Raw genomic sequence first — 17,999 nt, forward strand, 5'->3', positions numbered from 1 at the left:
GCCAGCACTAAGGTTTCTTCCAACAATCGCCTCCGTACAAAACCTTCTGACTACCATCAGGCGCAAAACGGACACACCATCCTTGTGTTTTTGCTTGCCATTCGCGGTAGGCAATAGCGAAGACGAAGATGGTTAGTGTGATTAACGCTGCTTTGACACTGTTGCTTTACTTGCCAGGGAATCTCATGCTACAGTCCGTAAAAGCGCATACGTAAGTTGTATCTAGTGTAAATTCACGCTTTTACCAGCCTAACCATGCCACAAGACTTTTCCGGTCAAAATCTTCGTGGGCGCTCGTTCAAAGCTCAAAATCTTGAGGGGGCGAATTTTAGTGGTGCAGATATTCGAGGAGTAGATTTTAGCGGAGTTAATTTAAGAAGTGCAAACTTTAGTCATGCTACTGCTGGGCTGGCATGGGGTGGATTAATTGCTTTGTTAGTTACTGCATTGTTATTTGCGGCAGTAGCAGGTTTATTTTTACCCTACTTTACTATTGAGACTATATCATTGTTCACTACTAACAAAGACCTAACCAGAGGCTTTGTTGTAATAATATTAGGATTTTTATTTACTTATTTTTTTCTTCGTCAAGGCTTGTTTGTTGCTACAGTCGCCATAGCTTTATCAGCAACTTTTAGTGGCATGATATCTTTGTCCACTAGCATAGTAGCAATTTTAGTTTTAACTGTAGCATTAACTATAGCTTTTGCTGTAGGTAAACAGGCTGTAAATCTAACATTAGCATCATCAATAATTGCCACTTTGTATATCACTGTAGTCTCTGGAAAGACACAACCAGAATCATTATTTGTGATTGTGATTGTAACTATAGCAGAGATAGCATTATCAGTTTTCATCAGCCGACAAGCTTTAGCACAAGAGCAAAAGTATGCCTTTATTCGGACTTTTGCAATTTTATTTGGCATCAGTGATGGAACTCGTTTTCAAGGCAGTGACTTAACAGATGCGAATTTTACTGCGGCAACGCTTGAGAGTATCAATCTGTTAAAAGCTAACATAACTCGTACTTGCTGGTTTAATGTCAAAAAATTGAATATTGCTCGTTTTGACAACACTTATCTGGAACAGCCACCAGTACTAAAACTGGTTACTAGTAAACAAGGACAATCTCAAAATTTTGATTATCAAAACCTACGGGGAGTTAACTTACAAGGTGCAAACCTAACAGATGCCAGCTTCATAGGTGCAGACTTAAGCCACACCAACCTACAAGACGCAGACTTGACCAGAGCCAAGCTAGTACAAACCCAACTGGACGGCACGGACTTCACTGGCGCAACTCTCACGGGAGCATACATCGAAGATTGGAACATTACTACTAGCACCAAGTTCGACGGAGTGTGCTGTGAGTACGTTTATATGCGCTTGCCCACACCTGACAACCCAGACCCTCACCGCAAACCAGACAATCGCCAGGAAGTGTTTGCAGACGGTGAGTTTGGGGATTTTATCAAGCCAATCTTCGATACTCTCGACTTGTACCACAGCCAAGGTGTTGACCCCAGAGCGATCGCAATTTCGTTCAAGCAGTTAGCAGAAAATCACCCCGAAGCAGATTTGCGAATTGTCGGTATGGAAGTACGGGGTGAGGACAAGTTTCTACTCCGTGCCAAGACAGCGATCGCTGCTGATAAATCCGAACTAAGCGCAAAGTATTTCACCATGTATAATCAGCTAAAAGCTCTGGCAGAACAGGAAGTTCAGAAATTAATAGCCGAGAAGGATAATAGAATTACTGATTTACAGAATATGGTAGTGACAGCACTACAACGTCCCAGCTTCTATGCTCAGACTTATCAAAATCAAGGAGATACCATAATGCCAGAAGGTTCTAAACAAGTATTCAACAATAACCTGCAAAACGCTCAATTCGGTGGTGGTTTAGTCAACGCTGACACTGTAAATGCAGGACAAATCGGCGGTAACATCACCAACTACAACCCCGAACAGCGTCAGAATCTCGCTCAAGCCGCAGCCGACATTCAGCAGTTGCTCAACCAACTGAGCCAGACATACCCCACGACTACGACATCAGAGAGAATGACAGTTGTAGCTAAGGCTGTGGATGAGATTGAGAGTAACCCGACATTAAAAGCACGGGTAATAGGTGCGTTGAAAGCTGGGGGTACTGAGGCGTTTAAAGAGTTAATCGACCATCCTTTGGTGAATATTTTATTGGCTTCAATCGAGGGGTGGCAGGACGCAGAGTAGTTTGTTGGCGGCAGGTGAGCAGAGGGGTTAGCTGGTGATGGCGAATGAGGATTATTCTGCAATATTGCAACAAGGTCAACAAGGAGTGGAGATTTGGAATAAGTGGAGAAGGGATAACCCTGATATAGTTCCACAACCTTCTAACAATGACCTAAGCAATTTAAATCTTAGTGGTGTTAATCTCAGTAAATGCAATCTGACTAACTTTTTCTTCAAAGATACTAATCTCATTAACGCAAATCTTAGTCATGCTTACCTTATCAAATCTGACTTTGGTTTTTGCAACCTGACTAACGCAAACCTCACCAACGCTTATCTTGGTCATTGTGATTTTACTCAAGCTGAACTTAATGGGACGATTTTTGATAATACTGACTTAAGCTATGCTAACCTCAGTTTTGCCAAGCTCAATAAAGCTAGATTTAAAGGGGCTAACTTCAGACATACACAGCTTAAAGGTTTAGATTTGAGTGATTTAGACTTCAGCCATGCAATTCTTAGCGATTTAAATTTGAGTTGGGCAAAATTTATTAGAGCAAATTTAAGTGGAGTCGATCTCAGTCGATCTCAATTATTCTGGACAGATTTTACCGCAGCCACCCTTACAGGAGCCTGTATTCAGGACTCGAATATAAATAATACTACAAATCTTACTGATGTAATTTGTGGCTATATTTACCGTCGCCAAGGTCAACAAGAGCGCCGCCCCAGCAGTGGTAACTTTGCCCCTGGTGAGTTCACCAAACTGTATCAAACATCCTTAGAAACCGTAGACCTCATCTTTCGCAATGGTATCGACTGGGACGCTTTTGCTTACTCGTTCAAAAAAGTAGAAGTCGAAAATCAAAGCGCACATCCTATAGTTACAACTATTGAACTTAAAGGCGATGGTATTGTTTTAGTGAAAGTAGTCGTTGACCCTGATGCAGACAAAGCCAAATTCCACAGTGAATTTATGCAGGGATATGAGTTTGCATCTAAGGCATTGGAAGCACAGTACCAAGCAAGGCTGGATGATAAAGATGCGTTAATTGCAAAACAGGAATCACAAATTAACCGTCTGTTTGGCATAGTGGAACAACAAGGGTCAGTTCAAAAAGCACTAGCAGAAAATCCCAGGAAAATTTCTAATTATTATATGGACAGTCCACAGTTTGCAGGTGGCATGGTGGATGCTATTAATGTTGAGGCACAGCAAATCGGTGGTAGCATTCAAAACAATAACACTGAAGACTTCCCAAGCTGACCCATGCCGGACTCCCAAGACCCAAAGCAAGTTAACCACGACTTACGCAATGCCCAGTTTGGTGGCGGGTTTATTAATGCTGAGACAGTAAATGCTGGGAGAATCGGCGGCGATATTTGGAATATTTTCTTTGGGCAGCAGACAACACCTGTAGGTAATACAGCTAGACCAAAGAATGAACATATACTACTGGCCGCAGTCAAGCAAGAAGTAAACGCAAGGTTAAGGCAATCTCTACACAATGCCGTGCTGATTAATTTGGGGAAGGAGTCACAACCGCAACAGGTAAAACGTCCTTGGGATGCTGAAATCAAAATTGGTTTAAAACCGACTGTTCCTATCCTTGAAACGACAACAGTTTTAGAAGTTTTTGATTCTCCAGAAATTGCAGGCAAGCTTTTAATTCTGGGTGCGCCAGGGTCAGGTAAGACCACTACACAATTAGAACTAGCTCAAGCTTTAGTTAGCCGTGCGGAAGAACAGCCTGATTATCCCGTTCCAGTTTTATTTAACCTGTCCTCATGGAAAGATGACCGACACTCCCTGTGTGATTGGTTGGTGGCAGAACTCAAATCTAAATATGGTGTTTCAGCAAAACTTGGTAAAGAGTGGATAGACAGCCAAAAATTACTACTATTGCTTGATGGTTTAGATGAGCTTGAGTCAGTTTGGCAAGAATCTTCCATCATAGCCATTAATGAATTTATACAGGGAGAATGTCGCCCTGAGTTTATAGTAGTATGCAGCCGTACCGAAGAGTATACTAGCTATAAAACTCGCCTTCAACTTAATGGTACTGTATGCTTACAGCCTCTAACTACTAATCAAATTTACACATATCTTGTTGAGGTTAATCATGCAGATTTACACGTTTTAATTAGTAAACAACCAGATTTATTAGAATTAATTAAGCTTCCTCTGTTGCTAAGTATTTTTGTCTTAGCTTACCAAGAGATATTTATAAATTCCTGGGAAAATATGACGGAGGATAGGTGGAATAGTATGACTGCTGAAACCTGGGATCAAATGCAATCTGTCGATTCTTTCAATCTTCAATATTTACTGATGTCGTATATCTGCCGGATGCTAACACGGGATATTGATAGCAAGGTATATACTAATCAGAAATTACCCACAAATCAACAAACTAGATTATGGCTTACTTGGTTAGCTCAACAATTAGATAGAAAAGCACAAACAGAATTTCTTTCAGAGAGTATTCAGCCTAGCTGCTTAAATAAAAATATCCAAAAATGGGTATATCGCATCATATTTATGCTAAATATTTGGCTAACATCAGGAATAATTGGTTTTGTATTTGGAAGTATTAGCTTTGGCTTTTTTAAGGGTATAGCATTAGGGAGTTTTTTTGCTTTTATAGTTACTTTTAATTTAATATCTTCATCGTGTTCTAATTTTATTTTTACTAGAAATAACAGCAATACTTATAATTTAGGCAAATTTAGACGCAAAGTATTAAATTATTCATCAGTTTTATTAAGGGATAATTTTAGGTTTAATATTGATGAGCCTATTTCTCCGATAGGATATATACATTGGTCATTTAAAAATTTATTCAATATATTGCTAATCAATTTAGGACAAGGAGTTTTAATTTATTATTTTTTAATTTCTGTATTTCAGCAAACGATGACTTCTGGATTAATTTTTGTTTGTGTTTTTATTATAGTTAACCTATTGATTTCAGGTTCAGGAATATTTGAGAAATCCGATATAGAAAATCAAACAGAATTCAATCAAAGCGTTAAGCAATCAATAAAATTTTCTGGATTAGTTGCTGTTTTTACTTGCTTCAGCTTTATGATTCTTTTTTGGATTAATAGAATTTGGAGAACTACTACTATAACTGAATTGTTCCTCATTTTTGGGTTATTAGTTGGTGTATTTCGTTGGCAAACTACTGGTGGTTTATTTTGCATCCAACACTTCACCCTACGCCTCATCCTCTACTGCAACGGCTACATCCCCTGGAACTACGCCCGTTTCCTAGACTACTGCACCGAGCGTATGTTACTCCAGCGTGTCGGCGGCCGCTATCGCTTCATCCACAAACTGCTGCAAGACCACTTCGCCCAAATGGAGTTTAGGCGAGATTAAGAAAGAATTTGCATCTGTTGACCCAAGAAACAAGGGTGATATTATTTACAATATTCATGCTTAAGCCTGTAAAAATGCACCCATGCCGGACTCAGAAGACTCAAAGAAAGTCACCAACAATAATTTAGAGAATGCCCAATTTGGTGGCGGATTGATTAATGCTGAGACAGTCAATGCAGGGCAGATAGGCGGCAATGTATACAATATTCACTTTGGGCAGCAGCAGGTGACATCAGAGACTCCAGCCTCATCATCAAATCAACAGCAAAGATCGGAGCAAGAAAGGGATTCCCTGGAGAAAGTTTACACGCAGCAAAGGCAGAAAGTTGACAGGATACAGAACGCATGGGTAATTGAAACAGACCCATCTCGTAAATTCCAGTATGAACAGCAGCTTCAGGCAGAGGAGCGTACATTACAAGAACTTGGGGACAAGTTGCTGGCAATTGAACACAAACTTTTAGAACTTGATAATCAGCAAATAAAAACAGATGTAAGTATAGACGTTGAATCTCCGCCCATTGAAGACAAAGGCGACGCAACAGGAGCTTTAAGAAGGAATGCGTCAATGACCCAGTTTGATGTTTTCTTAGCGCACAATACCCAAGATAAACCTCAAGTTAGGGCGATCGCACTTGCACTCAAACAGCGAAATATAGCGTATTGGATAGATGAGGAGCAAATTCCACCAGGACGCTCATTCCAAGATGAGATACAGCAAGCAATTCCACTAGTTAAATCTGCCGCTATATTCATTGGTTCACAAGGATTAGGGCGTTGGCAAAGTTGGGAGTTAAAAGCATTTATCGCAGAGTGTGTTGAGAAAAAAATCCCCGTGATTCCTGTATTACTTCCAGGGGTGAGTAATTTACCTGAAGATTTAGTGTTTTTGAAGCAGTTACGATGGGTCACTTTCTCTAATGGGGTTGATGACGAGGCTGCAATCAATTTATTGGCTTGGGGAATAACTGGAGAAAACCCCCAAAGCCGTGAACAGTTAGAGCAAGAGCCAGGACAAATCCCAACAGAAAGTGTTCTTCAAAATATAGATACTCCAGAGCAAGAGCGAGAGATATATATTGAACGTCCACCAATCGAAGACAAATGCTATAACGCAATTGTGCAGCCTGGGGCATTGATTAGGATTAAAGCTCCTCAAAAGATGGGAAAAACTCTTCTGCTGGAAAAAATACTAGATTATGGCAGAAAGCAAGGTTATGAGACAGTAAAACTAGACTTAAATTTAGCAGATAGTTCTACTTTAACTGATTTGAGAACATTCTTACATTGGTTATGTATCAATGTTTCCGATAGCCTAAATCTAGAAGATAAAACAGAAGAATATTGGCAAGATAATCTAGGAATTAATACAAGCTGTACTCGCTACTTCCAAAGATATTTATTATTCAATATTAATACAAGTTTAGTTTTTGCTATAGATAATTTTGAGCGATTGTTTAAATATGAAAATATCTTTTCGGAATTTTGCTTATTACTGCGGAGTTGGTATGAAACTGCCAAACAAGGCGACAGAATGGGAAAAATTTGGAAGACACTGAGGTTAGTAGTAGTTAATTCTACAGAGACTTATCCTACCTTAGATACTAATCGTTCACCATTTAATGTGGGATTAGCTATTGAGTTACCTGAGTTTAATCAACACCAGATAGAGGAACTGGTGAAGCTGTACGAGTTACATAGTATTTTATCAAAAAATAGATTAAGCCAATTAATGCACTTAGTAGGGGGACATCCTTATCTAGTACAGCAGGCAATCGCCAATCTCAAGGAACCAGAAATCACGTTGGATGAAATATTAACACTAGCACCAACAGAACAAGGAATCTTCAGCTATCATCTACGACAGCAACTAGAAGCTTTAGAAAATGATTCTGAACTAATGGAGAATTATAAAAGAGTAATAACAGCAGATCAGGCGGTACAACTTAGTCCAGAGATTACCTTTAAATTACATAGCTTGGGACTGATTAAAATAGTACGCAATGACTGTATTACCAGTTGTGATTTATACCGCCAGTATTTCTTGACGAGATTGAGGTAATCTATGCAAGACCAGTATATTTTCTCTGGAAGTTTACCTGAAAACGCCAATACTTATGTTAAGCGTGAAGCTGATGAAGAATTGTATGAAGCATTATTACAAGGTAATTTTTGTTATGTATTAAATTCAAGACAGACTGGCAAATCTAGCTTGCGCGTCAGAACCATGAGCCGTTTGAGAGAAGTTGGTGTAGAGTGTGCAGCGATTGATTTATCATCCATTAGTATTCAAACAGCAACTCAAGAAAATTGGTACGCAGATTTAATTGTTAAATTAATAGATAGCTTTATTCTAGATATAAATTTTAAAAGCTGGTGGGAGGAGAATAAAATAAATTCTCCATTACTCAGATTTAGTAACTTTCTTACAAAAATAGTACTTACTAGAATAACAGAGAATATTGTAATTTTTATTGACGAAATTGATAGTGTACTTAGCTTAAATTTTCCTACAGATGATTTTTTTGCTTTTATCCGTTCTTGCTATAACTTGCGAGTTGATAACCCTCAGTACAACCGTCTAACCTTCTGTCTACTGGGTGTAGCTTCGCCAACTAGTCTAATACAAGATAAAAAGCGCACTCCTTTTAATATTGGTCAGGCTATTTCTCTCAAAGGTTTCCAATTGTATGAAATTGAGCCATTAGAACAAGGTTTGCGCGATAATTTTAATAATTCCAAAGCGATAATGCAAGAAATTTTGCAATGGACTGGGGGGCAACCTTTTCTGACTCAAAAGCTATGTCAATTTATGGTCGAGGAATCAGAGCAAGAATATCCCCGTTCAGTAGAGCAAGTGGTCAGGTCAAGGATTATTGAAAATTGGGAATCACAGGATGAGCCTGAGCATTTACGCACAATTCAAGCCAGAATTGTACAGGATGAACAACGTGCTGGGTATTTACTAGAACTCTATCAAAAAATCAGATTGGCTGAAGATCGATTACAGAACACAACAGATGAAGAACCAGAACAAAGTGAGTTACAGCTTTCAGGATTAGTTGTTAGACAAGAAGGTAAGCTGAGAATTTATAACCACATTTATCGTGAAATATTTAATTACAATTGGATAGAAACTCAATTAAATAATCTACGTCCATACTCAACTAGTTTTCGCTTCTGGATGAAGTCGGGAAGAACTGATGAATCACAATTGCTGCGAGGTAAGGAATTACAAGAAGCAGAAGAATGGGCTAAAAATAAAAAGTTAAGTTTTGAAGATAGACAATTTATAGCTGCTAGTAAAACTAAAGAAATTCAAGAATTAGCCTTAAAAAGCGAAATTTTAACTTTATGTAAATGTACAGAAATAATGCGGCTTTCTAACTTAGAGCTTGATTCTTTACTTGAAATATTGAAAGCAGTACAAAAATTGAAAACCACGGATGTAACTTTAGATTACAAATTTGGACATCGCGTAAATTTAATTTTACAGCAAATTATTGATAATATAAAAGAAAAAAATCGAATAGAAGGACACACGGCAGCAATTCGGAATGTTTCTTTTAGACCTAACAGCGATATTTTTGCTTCCGGTAGCGATGATGGTACTGTCAGAATCTGGAATTTAAAGGGAGAGCATTTAAACACATTTAGTTTTAATGGGCCTGATGATAATGTTAGAGGAATGTGTTTCAGCCCTTCTGGGGAAATATTAGCGGTTGGTAGTACCAAGGGAATTCTTAAATTATGGCAAGTAAGTTCTCAAGGTGAAGGTAAAGAAATAGTAAGTTTACAAGCACACAAAGAAACTATTAGAAGTGTTGCTTTTAATCTAAACGGAAAATTACTAGCATCAGCATCTGGTGATGGTACTATTAAAATTTTAAAGTTAAATAATCAAGGTATTTATGAAGATTTTAAATGTCTTGATATCAAAGATTTGGAAAACATTATTAAGCGAGATAAAGATAAAAAACATTGGATTAATAGTATAAGTTTTAGCCCTTGTGTTCAAAAAAAAATAGTTTCTGGTAATGCAGATGGTACTGTAAGAATTTGGAATATAAATACTGGAGAAAATAAAAAACTATCAGGGCATAAAGATTGGGTTAATTGTGTTTGTTTTAGTCCAGATGGAAAAAGAATAGCATCTAGTAGCCGTGACAATACTGTTATAATCTGGGGCGCTAATGGTGAAAAAATAATGACCATCCAGGGGTATGCTTGGATTACAAGTGTTATTTTCCATCCTAAACAGCACTCAATACTGGCAATAGCAGGTGATGATAATAAAGTTAAATTATTTAATTTAGATGAAGCAAAATTTTTAAATAATGATAAAATTTTGGAAGATAGGCAGGCATTGCAAGTATTTTCAGGTCATACTGCATGGGTAAGTGCCTTAAGTTTCAATCAGACTGGAGAAACTATAGCTTCTGTAAGCGGCGATAATAGTATTAGAATTTGGAGCCTTCACAAATTAAATTCTTTTAAGCATACCAATTGGGTTAATTCTGTAAGTTTTGATAGCGATGGAAGAATACTAGCATCTGGAAGTAGTGACTGCACTATCAAGCTATGGAATTTAAAAGGTGAACTAATACAAACTCTCAAAGGACACAAAAAAGGAGTCATGAGTGTTAGATTCAGCCCTGACGGTTATTTACTAGCATCAGGTGGCGATGATTGCACTATTAAAATTTGGAAACGGGATCATAATAGCCAATTTCAAGAATTATTCACGCTAAAAAGTCATTCTCGTTCAGTTAAAAGTGTACGTTTTAATAGAAAAGGTAATTTACTAGCATCAGGTAGTGATGATTCCAAAATCAAACTTTGGAATCCATATACAGGTGAAGAAATACATACTTTTTTAGGGCATACAAAAGGAGTTAGAAGTGTTCGCTTTAGCCCTGATGATACATTATTAGCATCAGGTAGTGATGACACTAAAGTGATTATTTGGAAAATTGATATTGATAACAAAATATATACTCGTTTACATACTCTGGATCACTTTACTGAAGGGATTAGAAGTGTCCGGTTTAAAAGTGATGGAAAAACTTTAGCTTCTGGAAGTAATGATGGTACTATCAAATTATGGGATGTAGCTTCTGGAGAAAAAATAGATACTAGAAAATCTAAGGGATTGTGGATGAGTAGTTTAAGCTTCAATCCTCAAAATGAGTCAGTAATTGCTTATGGTGGTGCTGATGGAGTTGTTAGACTTTCAAGTATTAATGGAAAAGAGCTACAGACTCTTAAAGGACATACTGGTTGGATTAGAAGTGTTAGTTTCAGCGCAGATGGTAAAATACTCGCCTCAGCCAGTATTGATGGTACGATAAGACTTTGGTATGTAAATCCAGATAATCCATTGGTAAACGAATGGATTAAGCAAGGTTGTGACTGGGTACAGAATTATTTACGAACAAATCCAAATGTAGACGAAAGCGATCGCAGTCTTTGTCAAGAAATTTTAAGGACAAAAGATTAAATTATCGACTATCGACGAGATTAAGAAAGAATTTGTATCTGTTGAGCAAAAGAACAATAGTGATATTATTTACAGTACAAACGCTTAAGTCTGTTAAAACCAATCCATGCCGGACTCAGAAGAACCAGAGAAAGTCACCAATAACAACTTACCCAATGCTCAGTTTGGTGGTGGGTTCATCAATGCTGAATCTGTCAAGGCAGAGCGTATAGGCGGCGATATCTACAATATTTATCTTGGGCATCCACCATTAGCAAGTAATCCAAACACATCAACCAACCAGCAGCGATCGCCTACGGCAGATAACAATTTTTTAGAAACAGGCGCAAGCACATACATCGAACGTCCACCAATCGAGGACAAATGCTACAACGCAATTGTGCAGCCGGGGGCATTAATCCGCATCAAAGCCCCTCAGAGAATGGGGAAAACTCTTTTGCTAGAGAAAATACTAGACCATGCCAGAGTGCAGGGTTATCAAACAGCAAAGCTGGATTTAAAACTAGCTGACATCGATACTCTGGCTAACCTAAAAACATTCCTGCAATGGCTGTGCATTGATGTGGCTGATAGCCTGGAGCTAGAACCCCAACTAGACAAACACTGGCAAGAAGTGTTTGGACTGAATAAAAACTGTACCCGCTATTTTCAAAAATATTTACTATCGGTTACAGATGCGCCCCTAGTCCTAGCAATAGATAATTTTGAGCGACTGTTTGATTATCCAGAGATTTTTCCTCAGTTCTGCTTGTTACTGCGGGGATGGTATGAAGCAGCCAAGCAAGGTGACAAGATTGGTAACATCTGGAAGAAACTGCGCCTTGTGGTGGTTCACTCCACTGAGTCCTACCCCTCTCTCGATACTAATCACTCCCCGTTTAATGTTGGGTTGGCCATCGAGTTACCCGAATTTAACGAGCAACAAGTATTAGACCTTGCCAAACAACAAGGTTTAGATACGCTTGAAGAACAGAGCTTAAATGGGTTGATGGGGATGGTTGGGGGACATCCTTACTTGGTACAGTCTGCGATCGCTCACCTCAAAAGCCAGCAGATGACGTTAGAAGAACTGTTGAGACTAGCACCAACAGAACAGGGAATTTTCAGCGACCACCTGCGACAACAATTGTGGCATTTACAACATAATCCCCAGCTTGAGGCAGGGTATAAAAGAGTAGTGATGACAAATGCGTCTGTCAGGCTTGATACTGAAGTGGCATTTAAACTTCATAGCTTGGGCTTAGTCAAACTTGTTAGTAATGATTGTGTTCCTAGTTGTGATTTGTATCGTCAGTATTTCTCAACTCGTTTGGGGTAGATGAGTCATGGTTGACCAATACATATTTTCTGGAAGTCTACCTGAAAAAGCCAGCACCTACGTTACAAGAGAAGCTGATGCCCAGTTATATGAAGGGCTGAAAGCGGGAAAATTTTGTTATGTGCTGAATTCTAGGCAGAGTGGAAAGTCCAGTCTGCGTGTGCGAACCATGCAGAGATTGAGAGAGGACGGTGTGCAGTGTGCAGCAGTTGATCTTTCTGCGGGTGGGATTCAGAATGTTCCTCCCGAACAATGGTATGCAGATTTAATTGACACACTGATTGATACTTTTGGTTTAGATTTAGATTTTGGTGATTGGTGGTCAGAGAACCAGTTAAATACATTGGTAACTCGATTTCGCAAGTTTTTGGAAGAAGTATTACTGGTTGAAGTTAAAGAGAATATTGTTATTTTTATTGATGAAATTGACAGTGTACTAAGTCTAAATTTCCCTACAGATGATTTTTTTGCGTTGATTCGTGCCTGTTATAACAAGCGTGTAGATAATCCTCCATACAATCGTCTCACGTTCTGTTTACTGGGAGTGGCATCCCCAACAAGTTTAATACAAGATAAACAGCGTACTCCCTTTAACATTGGACAAGCTATCTCTCTCAAAGGTTTTCAATTACATGAAGCTGAACCATTAGAGAAGGGTTTACAGGGGAAGTTTAATAGTCCCCAAGCAATAATCCAGGATATTTTACAGTGGACTGGGGGGCAACCATTTCTCACGCAAAAATTGTGTCAGTTCATGGTTGAAGAATTTGAGCAAGATAACCCTCGTTCAGTAGAGCAAGTGGTCAAATCGCGGATTATTGAAAACTGGGAATCACAGGATGAGCCAGAGCATTTACGAACAATTCAAGCTAGAATTTTGCGAGATGAACAAAGGGCAGGGTACTTACTAGAACTGTATCAGCAAGTTCGTTTTTCTGAGGAGCGATCGCAGGTTATAGCCGATGAAACATTAGAGCAAAGTGAGTTGCAGCTTTCGGGGTTGGTTGTTAGACAGGAAGGTAAGCTGAGGATTTATAACCAGATTTATCGAGAAATATTTGATTTTAATTGGATTGAAACTCAATTAAATAGTCTGCGTCCTTATTCAGAAAGTTTTCGCTTTTGGGTAGCTTCTGGTTGCACTGATGAATCGCGGTTGCTGCGAGGTAATGCGTTACAAGAAGCAGAAGAATGGGCAAAAGATAAGAACTTAAGTTATCAGGATAAACAGTTTTTGGCAGCTAGTAAAGAGAAAGAAATTCAGGCAGAGATTACTACTAAACAACAAGAAGCTGCATTAGAACGGGAGAGACAGGATAAGGAGGCAGCAGAAGCTAGAAATCAATTGCTTAGTGAGGCTAATAAGAAAGCTCAACGGCGAATTAGTATTGGGTTTGTTGTTTTGGTTGTTGCCGTTTTGGGGGCAGCAACTGTAGCTGGATTAGCTAAACAAAATGTTGATAAATCTAATGAGCGAGTTAAGACTGCTAACTCTCAGGTTGACAAAGCTAATGAAAAAGTTAAAACTGCTACCTCTCAAGTTGATGCAGCTAATAAACGAGTTCAAAATGCTGATGATCAGGTTGATAAAGCTAATGAAAAAGTTAAAACTGCTACCTCTCAAGTTGATGTAGCTAATAAACGAGTTCAAGCTGCTAACTCTCAAGTTGATAAAGCTAATGAAAATTTAGAACAAGCTCAGATAAAAATTAGAGAAGCACAAACAAAAGAACAAGAAGCCAATCATAGTGCTGCACGAGCAATAAACCAAGAAAAGCAAGCAAGAAAAGAAGTAAAAGACGCTAATGAAAATGTTAAACAGGCTAAAAATAGAGAGACAGAAATTTTAGCAAAGCTTAAAGCTAAAGAAAACGAACTTAAGCAAACAAGCGCCAAAAATGAAGAGACAAAAGCAGAAATTTTAAACGTTCGCCAACTTGTAGCCCTAGCTGGGCAATTGCGAAACCAAAGTTCATCAGACTCAGATGAAGCCTTAAGACTAGCAGCATTATCCTTTAATATTGATAACCATAAACTTAAACAAGCGTTATTACTGTCTGCTAAATCACAAGCATACCAAAAACTGAAAGACTGGAGTAATGCTAAAGATGAGATTCAAAAAAGTCAATCATATTTATCCAAAGCTGACAAGAAAGTTTTAGAATTTAGTGAAGGCTTACAAGTTCAAGTATTAGTCCAGAGAACTCAAGGTGATTTACTAGCCCAGGATGAACAAACTCAGGAAGCCATAGCATCATATAGTCAAGCATTTAATATCCTAAAAGCTTATCCTAATGAAACTGATTTTACTAAAGATAATCAGTTGCTCACAGGTGAAAATATTGAATCTGTTTATCGGAGTTTAAGGCAGCTAAACTCTAAAAACAAAGAAGTTGAAACACAATTGACACAACATTTATATGCTCAACTTGAATATTTCTTGAAGGCTAAAAATTGGGAGGCGGCTGACCTTGAAACATATAAACTCATGCTTAATATTGCTAAAAGGGAAGAAGAAACATATTTAGATTATGAGCAGATTAATAGTTTCTCTTGTCCAGACCTACAAAGAATAGACCAGCTTTGGGTCAATGCAGACAAACGTTTTGGCTTTAGTGTGCAGAAGGAAATATGGATTAGCACGGGGAATACGCTGGGTATAAAGCCAGGTGAGTGGACAGACAAGGACACGGAAAATTATTTACAATTTGCCAGGGCAGTTGGATGGTATGATGACAAACTAGATGTACTGATTAGTCGTATAAAATTAGACTTTGTACGGAGGGGAGGGCTACCTGTTAGGAGAAGTACGTGGGTTGGTGGAGTTAATTTTGGCGAGGGTCTCTCTTCTCTCGCGTTGCGACTTGTAAACTGTAACATATAAAGCTTTTTAAAGTTTGTAAACATTTATCTCAGCCTCATTTTCTACGCAATAATCAACATTTCATGAATCCGATACCTGGCACTGGGGGCTGATAACAATTTGCTTGAATAAATTTTATCGCTTCTCCCAAAAATGACCTGTGCGGTTTAGCATCCGATTGAAGCACATCGCAGTATACCAATTCAGCCAGTGCATGATTTTGGGGAGGTCTTCTGGTTGTTGTGGTTCTAATAGGTAGTGGACATGATTGCTCATGATGCACAGTGCATACAGCTTAAACCCATACTTTGACTGTGCCTTCTTAATGGCGTAGAGAAAGACTTCACGGCATTCCAGGCGAGTCAGGCGAAATTCTCTATTGTTGCACCGGACAGTAACATGGTAGCAAAATCCAGCTTTCAGGTCACGTTTTGGGCGAGACATTGTAAGTACAGCGAAATACAATATCAGTAGTATAAGAATTTGTAGTGATTTTTACTCGACCACCTCAAAATTCAGATGCAGAACCCTACTCCCTCACCGGACACCGCCGCATCATCTCGGCCAACGCCACCGCCTCCCCATCGGGTGTATACACAACGTCCCCCGACATCGCAATCACAATCCTGTTTTTCCTCGCCCAATCAAACCAAGCAATCGCACTAGACTTGGCTTGTTGTGCTTCCGGTTTCCTACCTTCCTTGCAAGCAGCCACGAATATAGCCTCCGGTGACTTAATCCCCTTCCAAGTTCGGAGTGCTTCTTTCAAATACGCGATCGCGCCCGGTACATTATCCCAGCACAGCCTAACTGTACGCTGAATCTCTGCATTGAGCCGGAACTGTGGAGTGCAAGGTATTTTTCGTAACTGTTGCAGCACTTCCTGAACTTCATGGTTGCTAGGCTGTATTGATTTTTCTTGTCGCTTAAAAGCGTAGTCATCATCACTCAAGTCTTCATCATCAAAATTTGACACTACAGGGGCGGCGGAAGAACGATCCTCATGAGTATTTGTCTCGGTAGTCGAGTCAACCAGTTCTATCTCTTCAACGAAGTGAGCAATTTCGGGTAACGCTGATTCTGGGGTATAACAAACCCCTTCCTGGTCGCATTCCAAAATCTCGGCTTCCACCTGTTCACTTTTTTCAAGCTCAACAGCAGAGTGTTGCTGTGGCTTTGAAACTTCTGGATGGGATCTGTGGTATTGTTCTACAGCGAACGTCGAATGCTCAGTTTTGCCTCTGCCGTGTTCAATAAGAGGCAAGGGGGCAGGGAGCAGGGAGCAAGGGAGAATGCTTTCTTCCTCTAATCTTGAATCCTCCAAGGTGTTTGTTCCCCTGCTCCTTATCTCCCTGCTCCCCTGCTTCTTTTCAAGTAGCTTATTCAGTACCTCGAAGTTCAATTTATACTGCCATGTGCGATCCTGCCCGTTACCGGGATTCTTCTGCTTGGAGATAATACCCATCTCGTCAAGCAGTGCGATCGCACTCCTGATTACATGAAGGCTATGCTCACCCATCAGATCAAGATAGATTTTCTTGAGGGGCTGATAAATCCAGGAGGTGCGGTGGTTCTTCATCTTCCACTTTGTCCAATGCCGAAAATACTCAATCAGCTTGGCCGCACAAAAATTACCTGTAATATCAAGATACTCCCGACGCAATATTACCAAGATAGAGAATCGGTCAGTAGAGGCAATGCTGCTCATATTCCACCTTCCATATATTTGTCAAAACTGGTTTGGCTAAAACGGCATATTTTTTTGGTCTTCTTCTGGGGCTTGTGACCAAAATTCTCGAAGTTGTTGGCGTTTGGCAGCCAGAAATTGCTGTTTCTCTTCGGGTGATACTTCACCAATCAACCGCGCTACTTCATCACGTTGCTTTTGCTTTATCTGTTCAGTGTCCACAGCAGGTAAAGCCAAGGGTTCATTTTTGGTAGATGGTCGGAAGTTGCGGCGACGGAACAAGAATCTGAAATGCCTTTTATCCTGTGGAGGTAGCGATCGCCATATTTCGGTATCCCAGCCAGGGGGTACAAAATCAGATGATACAGGTAACAGAGTTTGTACTTGTGCTTGCAGTTGCGCGATTGCCTTGCCTTGCGCCTCGATGATTTGACTTTGCTGTTCCAACCGTTCTAAAAGTTGGGTCAATAGTTCTGAGTTTTGGGAGAATAACTCAGCCTCATGGGTTTTAAAAGCAAAGTAATTCTGTGCAGCAGCTATTTCTGGTTTTCGCGGATCACCGTTCATTGCCACCAAATAACAACCGTGTCGTGAAAGCTTATAATTGTCCAGCACTTCTCGAAATGCCTGAGATGCGCCAATTTGCGCCATTTGGACGACATCGACCAGATGGTGAGATGGGTCTAGCCCTGAATTTTTGGCACTGATTTTTGCTCTTTCAACGGTGTCCTTAATTCGTTTCCAAGTCTGATAACCCAGCAAGGTTAACAATTCGGTTGCTAACCAATATTCGTAACCCTGCTCATCAATTTTTTTGATTTGGTCAAAAGGGCTATCAGGGGTAGTAGAGGTTGATGTAATTGCATCCATATTGATATCGACTCCAATTTTTGACGTATGAAACTATCAGCAGCACTTGAGCCATGCTGCTTTTTGAATTCAAAATGCAAAATTCAGAATGCAAAATTAATTTTGAATTTTGAATTTTAAATTTTTAATTGATTGGTTGTTTCTTGCCAGAACCGCAACTCATCT

General features: G+C 39.4%; 10 protein-coding genes. 7 read left to right on the forward strand and 3 right to left on the reverse strand.

The annotated features are described in order from the left end of the window. Positions 1-255 precede the first annotated feature (255 nt). The 7 genes from H6G79_RS34670 to H6G79_RS34700 all read left to right on the forward strand — a co-directional run bounded on the left by H6G79_RS34670 (position 256) and on the right by H6G79_RS34700 (position 15,298). A complete protein-coding gene (locus tag H6G79_RS34670; protein WP_190595033.1) occupies positions 256-2,232 on the forward strand; it encodes a pentapeptide repeat-containing protein in 1,977 nt (658 codons plus the stop codon). A gap of 37 nt (positions 2,233-2,269) precedes the next feature. Further along, positions 2,270-3,478 carry a pentapeptide repeat-containing protein gene (locus tag H6G79_RS34675; RefSeq protein ID WP_190595039.1) on the forward strand — a complete coding sequence of 403 codons (1,209 nt, stop codon included), beginning with the start codon at positions 2,270-2,272 and terminating at the stop codon, positions 3,476-3,478. 3 nt (positions 3,479-3,481) lie between these two features. Then, on the forward strand, positions 3,482-5,596 hold the full coding sequence (locus H6G79_RS34680) for an NACHT domain-containing NTPase (protein WP_190595034.1): 2,115 nt from the start codon (positions 3,482-3,484) through the stop codon (positions 5,594-5,596). A gap of 82 nt (positions 5,597-5,678) precedes the next feature. Further along, a complete protein-coding gene (locus H6G79_RS37135) occupies positions 5,679-7,658 on the forward strand; it encodes an AAA-like domain-containing protein (protein WP_242048738.1) in 1,980 nt (659 codons plus the stop codon). 3 nt (positions 7,659-7,661) lie between these two features. Then, positions 7,662-11,096, forward strand: coding sequence for an AAA-like domain-containing protein (locus H6G79_RS34690; protein WP_190595035.1), 3,435 nt, complete (start codon positions 7,662-7,664; stop codon positions 11,094-11,096). Between the two features lie 106 nt (positions 11,097-11,202). Further along, positions 11,203-12,414 (forward strand): AAA-like domain-containing protein, encoded by a 1,212-nt coding sequence (locus tag H6G79_RS34695; RefSeq protein WP_190595036.1) that lies wholly within the window; start codon positions 11,203-11,205, stop codon positions 12,412-12,414. A gap of 7 nt (positions 12,415-12,421) precedes the next feature. After that, entirely contained in the window at positions 12,422-15,298 is a 2,877-nt protein-coding gene (locus tag H6G79_RS34700; RefSeq protein WP_190595037.1) for an AAA-like domain-containing protein, read from the forward strand. 114 nt (positions 15,299-15,412) lie between these two features. Here H6G79_RS34700 and H6G79_RS34705 read toward each other — a convergent pair whose 3' ends face one another. The 3 genes from H6G79_RS34705 to H6G79_RS34715 form a co-directional block, all read right to left on the reverse strand. Then, positions 15,413-15,721: a transposase gene (locus tag H6G79_RS34705; RefSeq protein ID WP_242048739.1), complete on the reverse strand. Its 309-nt coding sequence runs from the start codon at positions 15,719-15,721 to the stop codon at positions 15,413-15,415. 85 nt (positions 15,722-15,806) lie between these two features. Beyond that, a complete protein-coding gene (locus tag H6G79_RS37140) occupies positions 15,807-16,541 on the reverse strand; it encodes a hypothetical protein (protein WP_242048740.1) in 735 nt (244 codons plus the stop codon). Between the two features lie 480 nt (positions 16,542-17,021). Beyond that, the gene (locus H6G79_RS34715) at positions 17,022-17,834 is read right to left on the reverse strand and encodes a BRO family protein (RefSeq protein WP_190595038.1); all 813 of its coding nucleotides are present in this window, start codon (positions 17,832-17,834) and stop codon (positions 17,022-17,024) included. Positions 17,835-17,999 lie beyond the last annotated feature (165 nt).

The sequence above is a fragment of the Anabaena sp. FACHB-83 genome (genome assembly GCF_014697485.1).
GTDB lineage: Bacteria > Cyanobacteriota > Cyanobacteriia > Cyanobacteriales > Nostocaceae > Nostoc_B.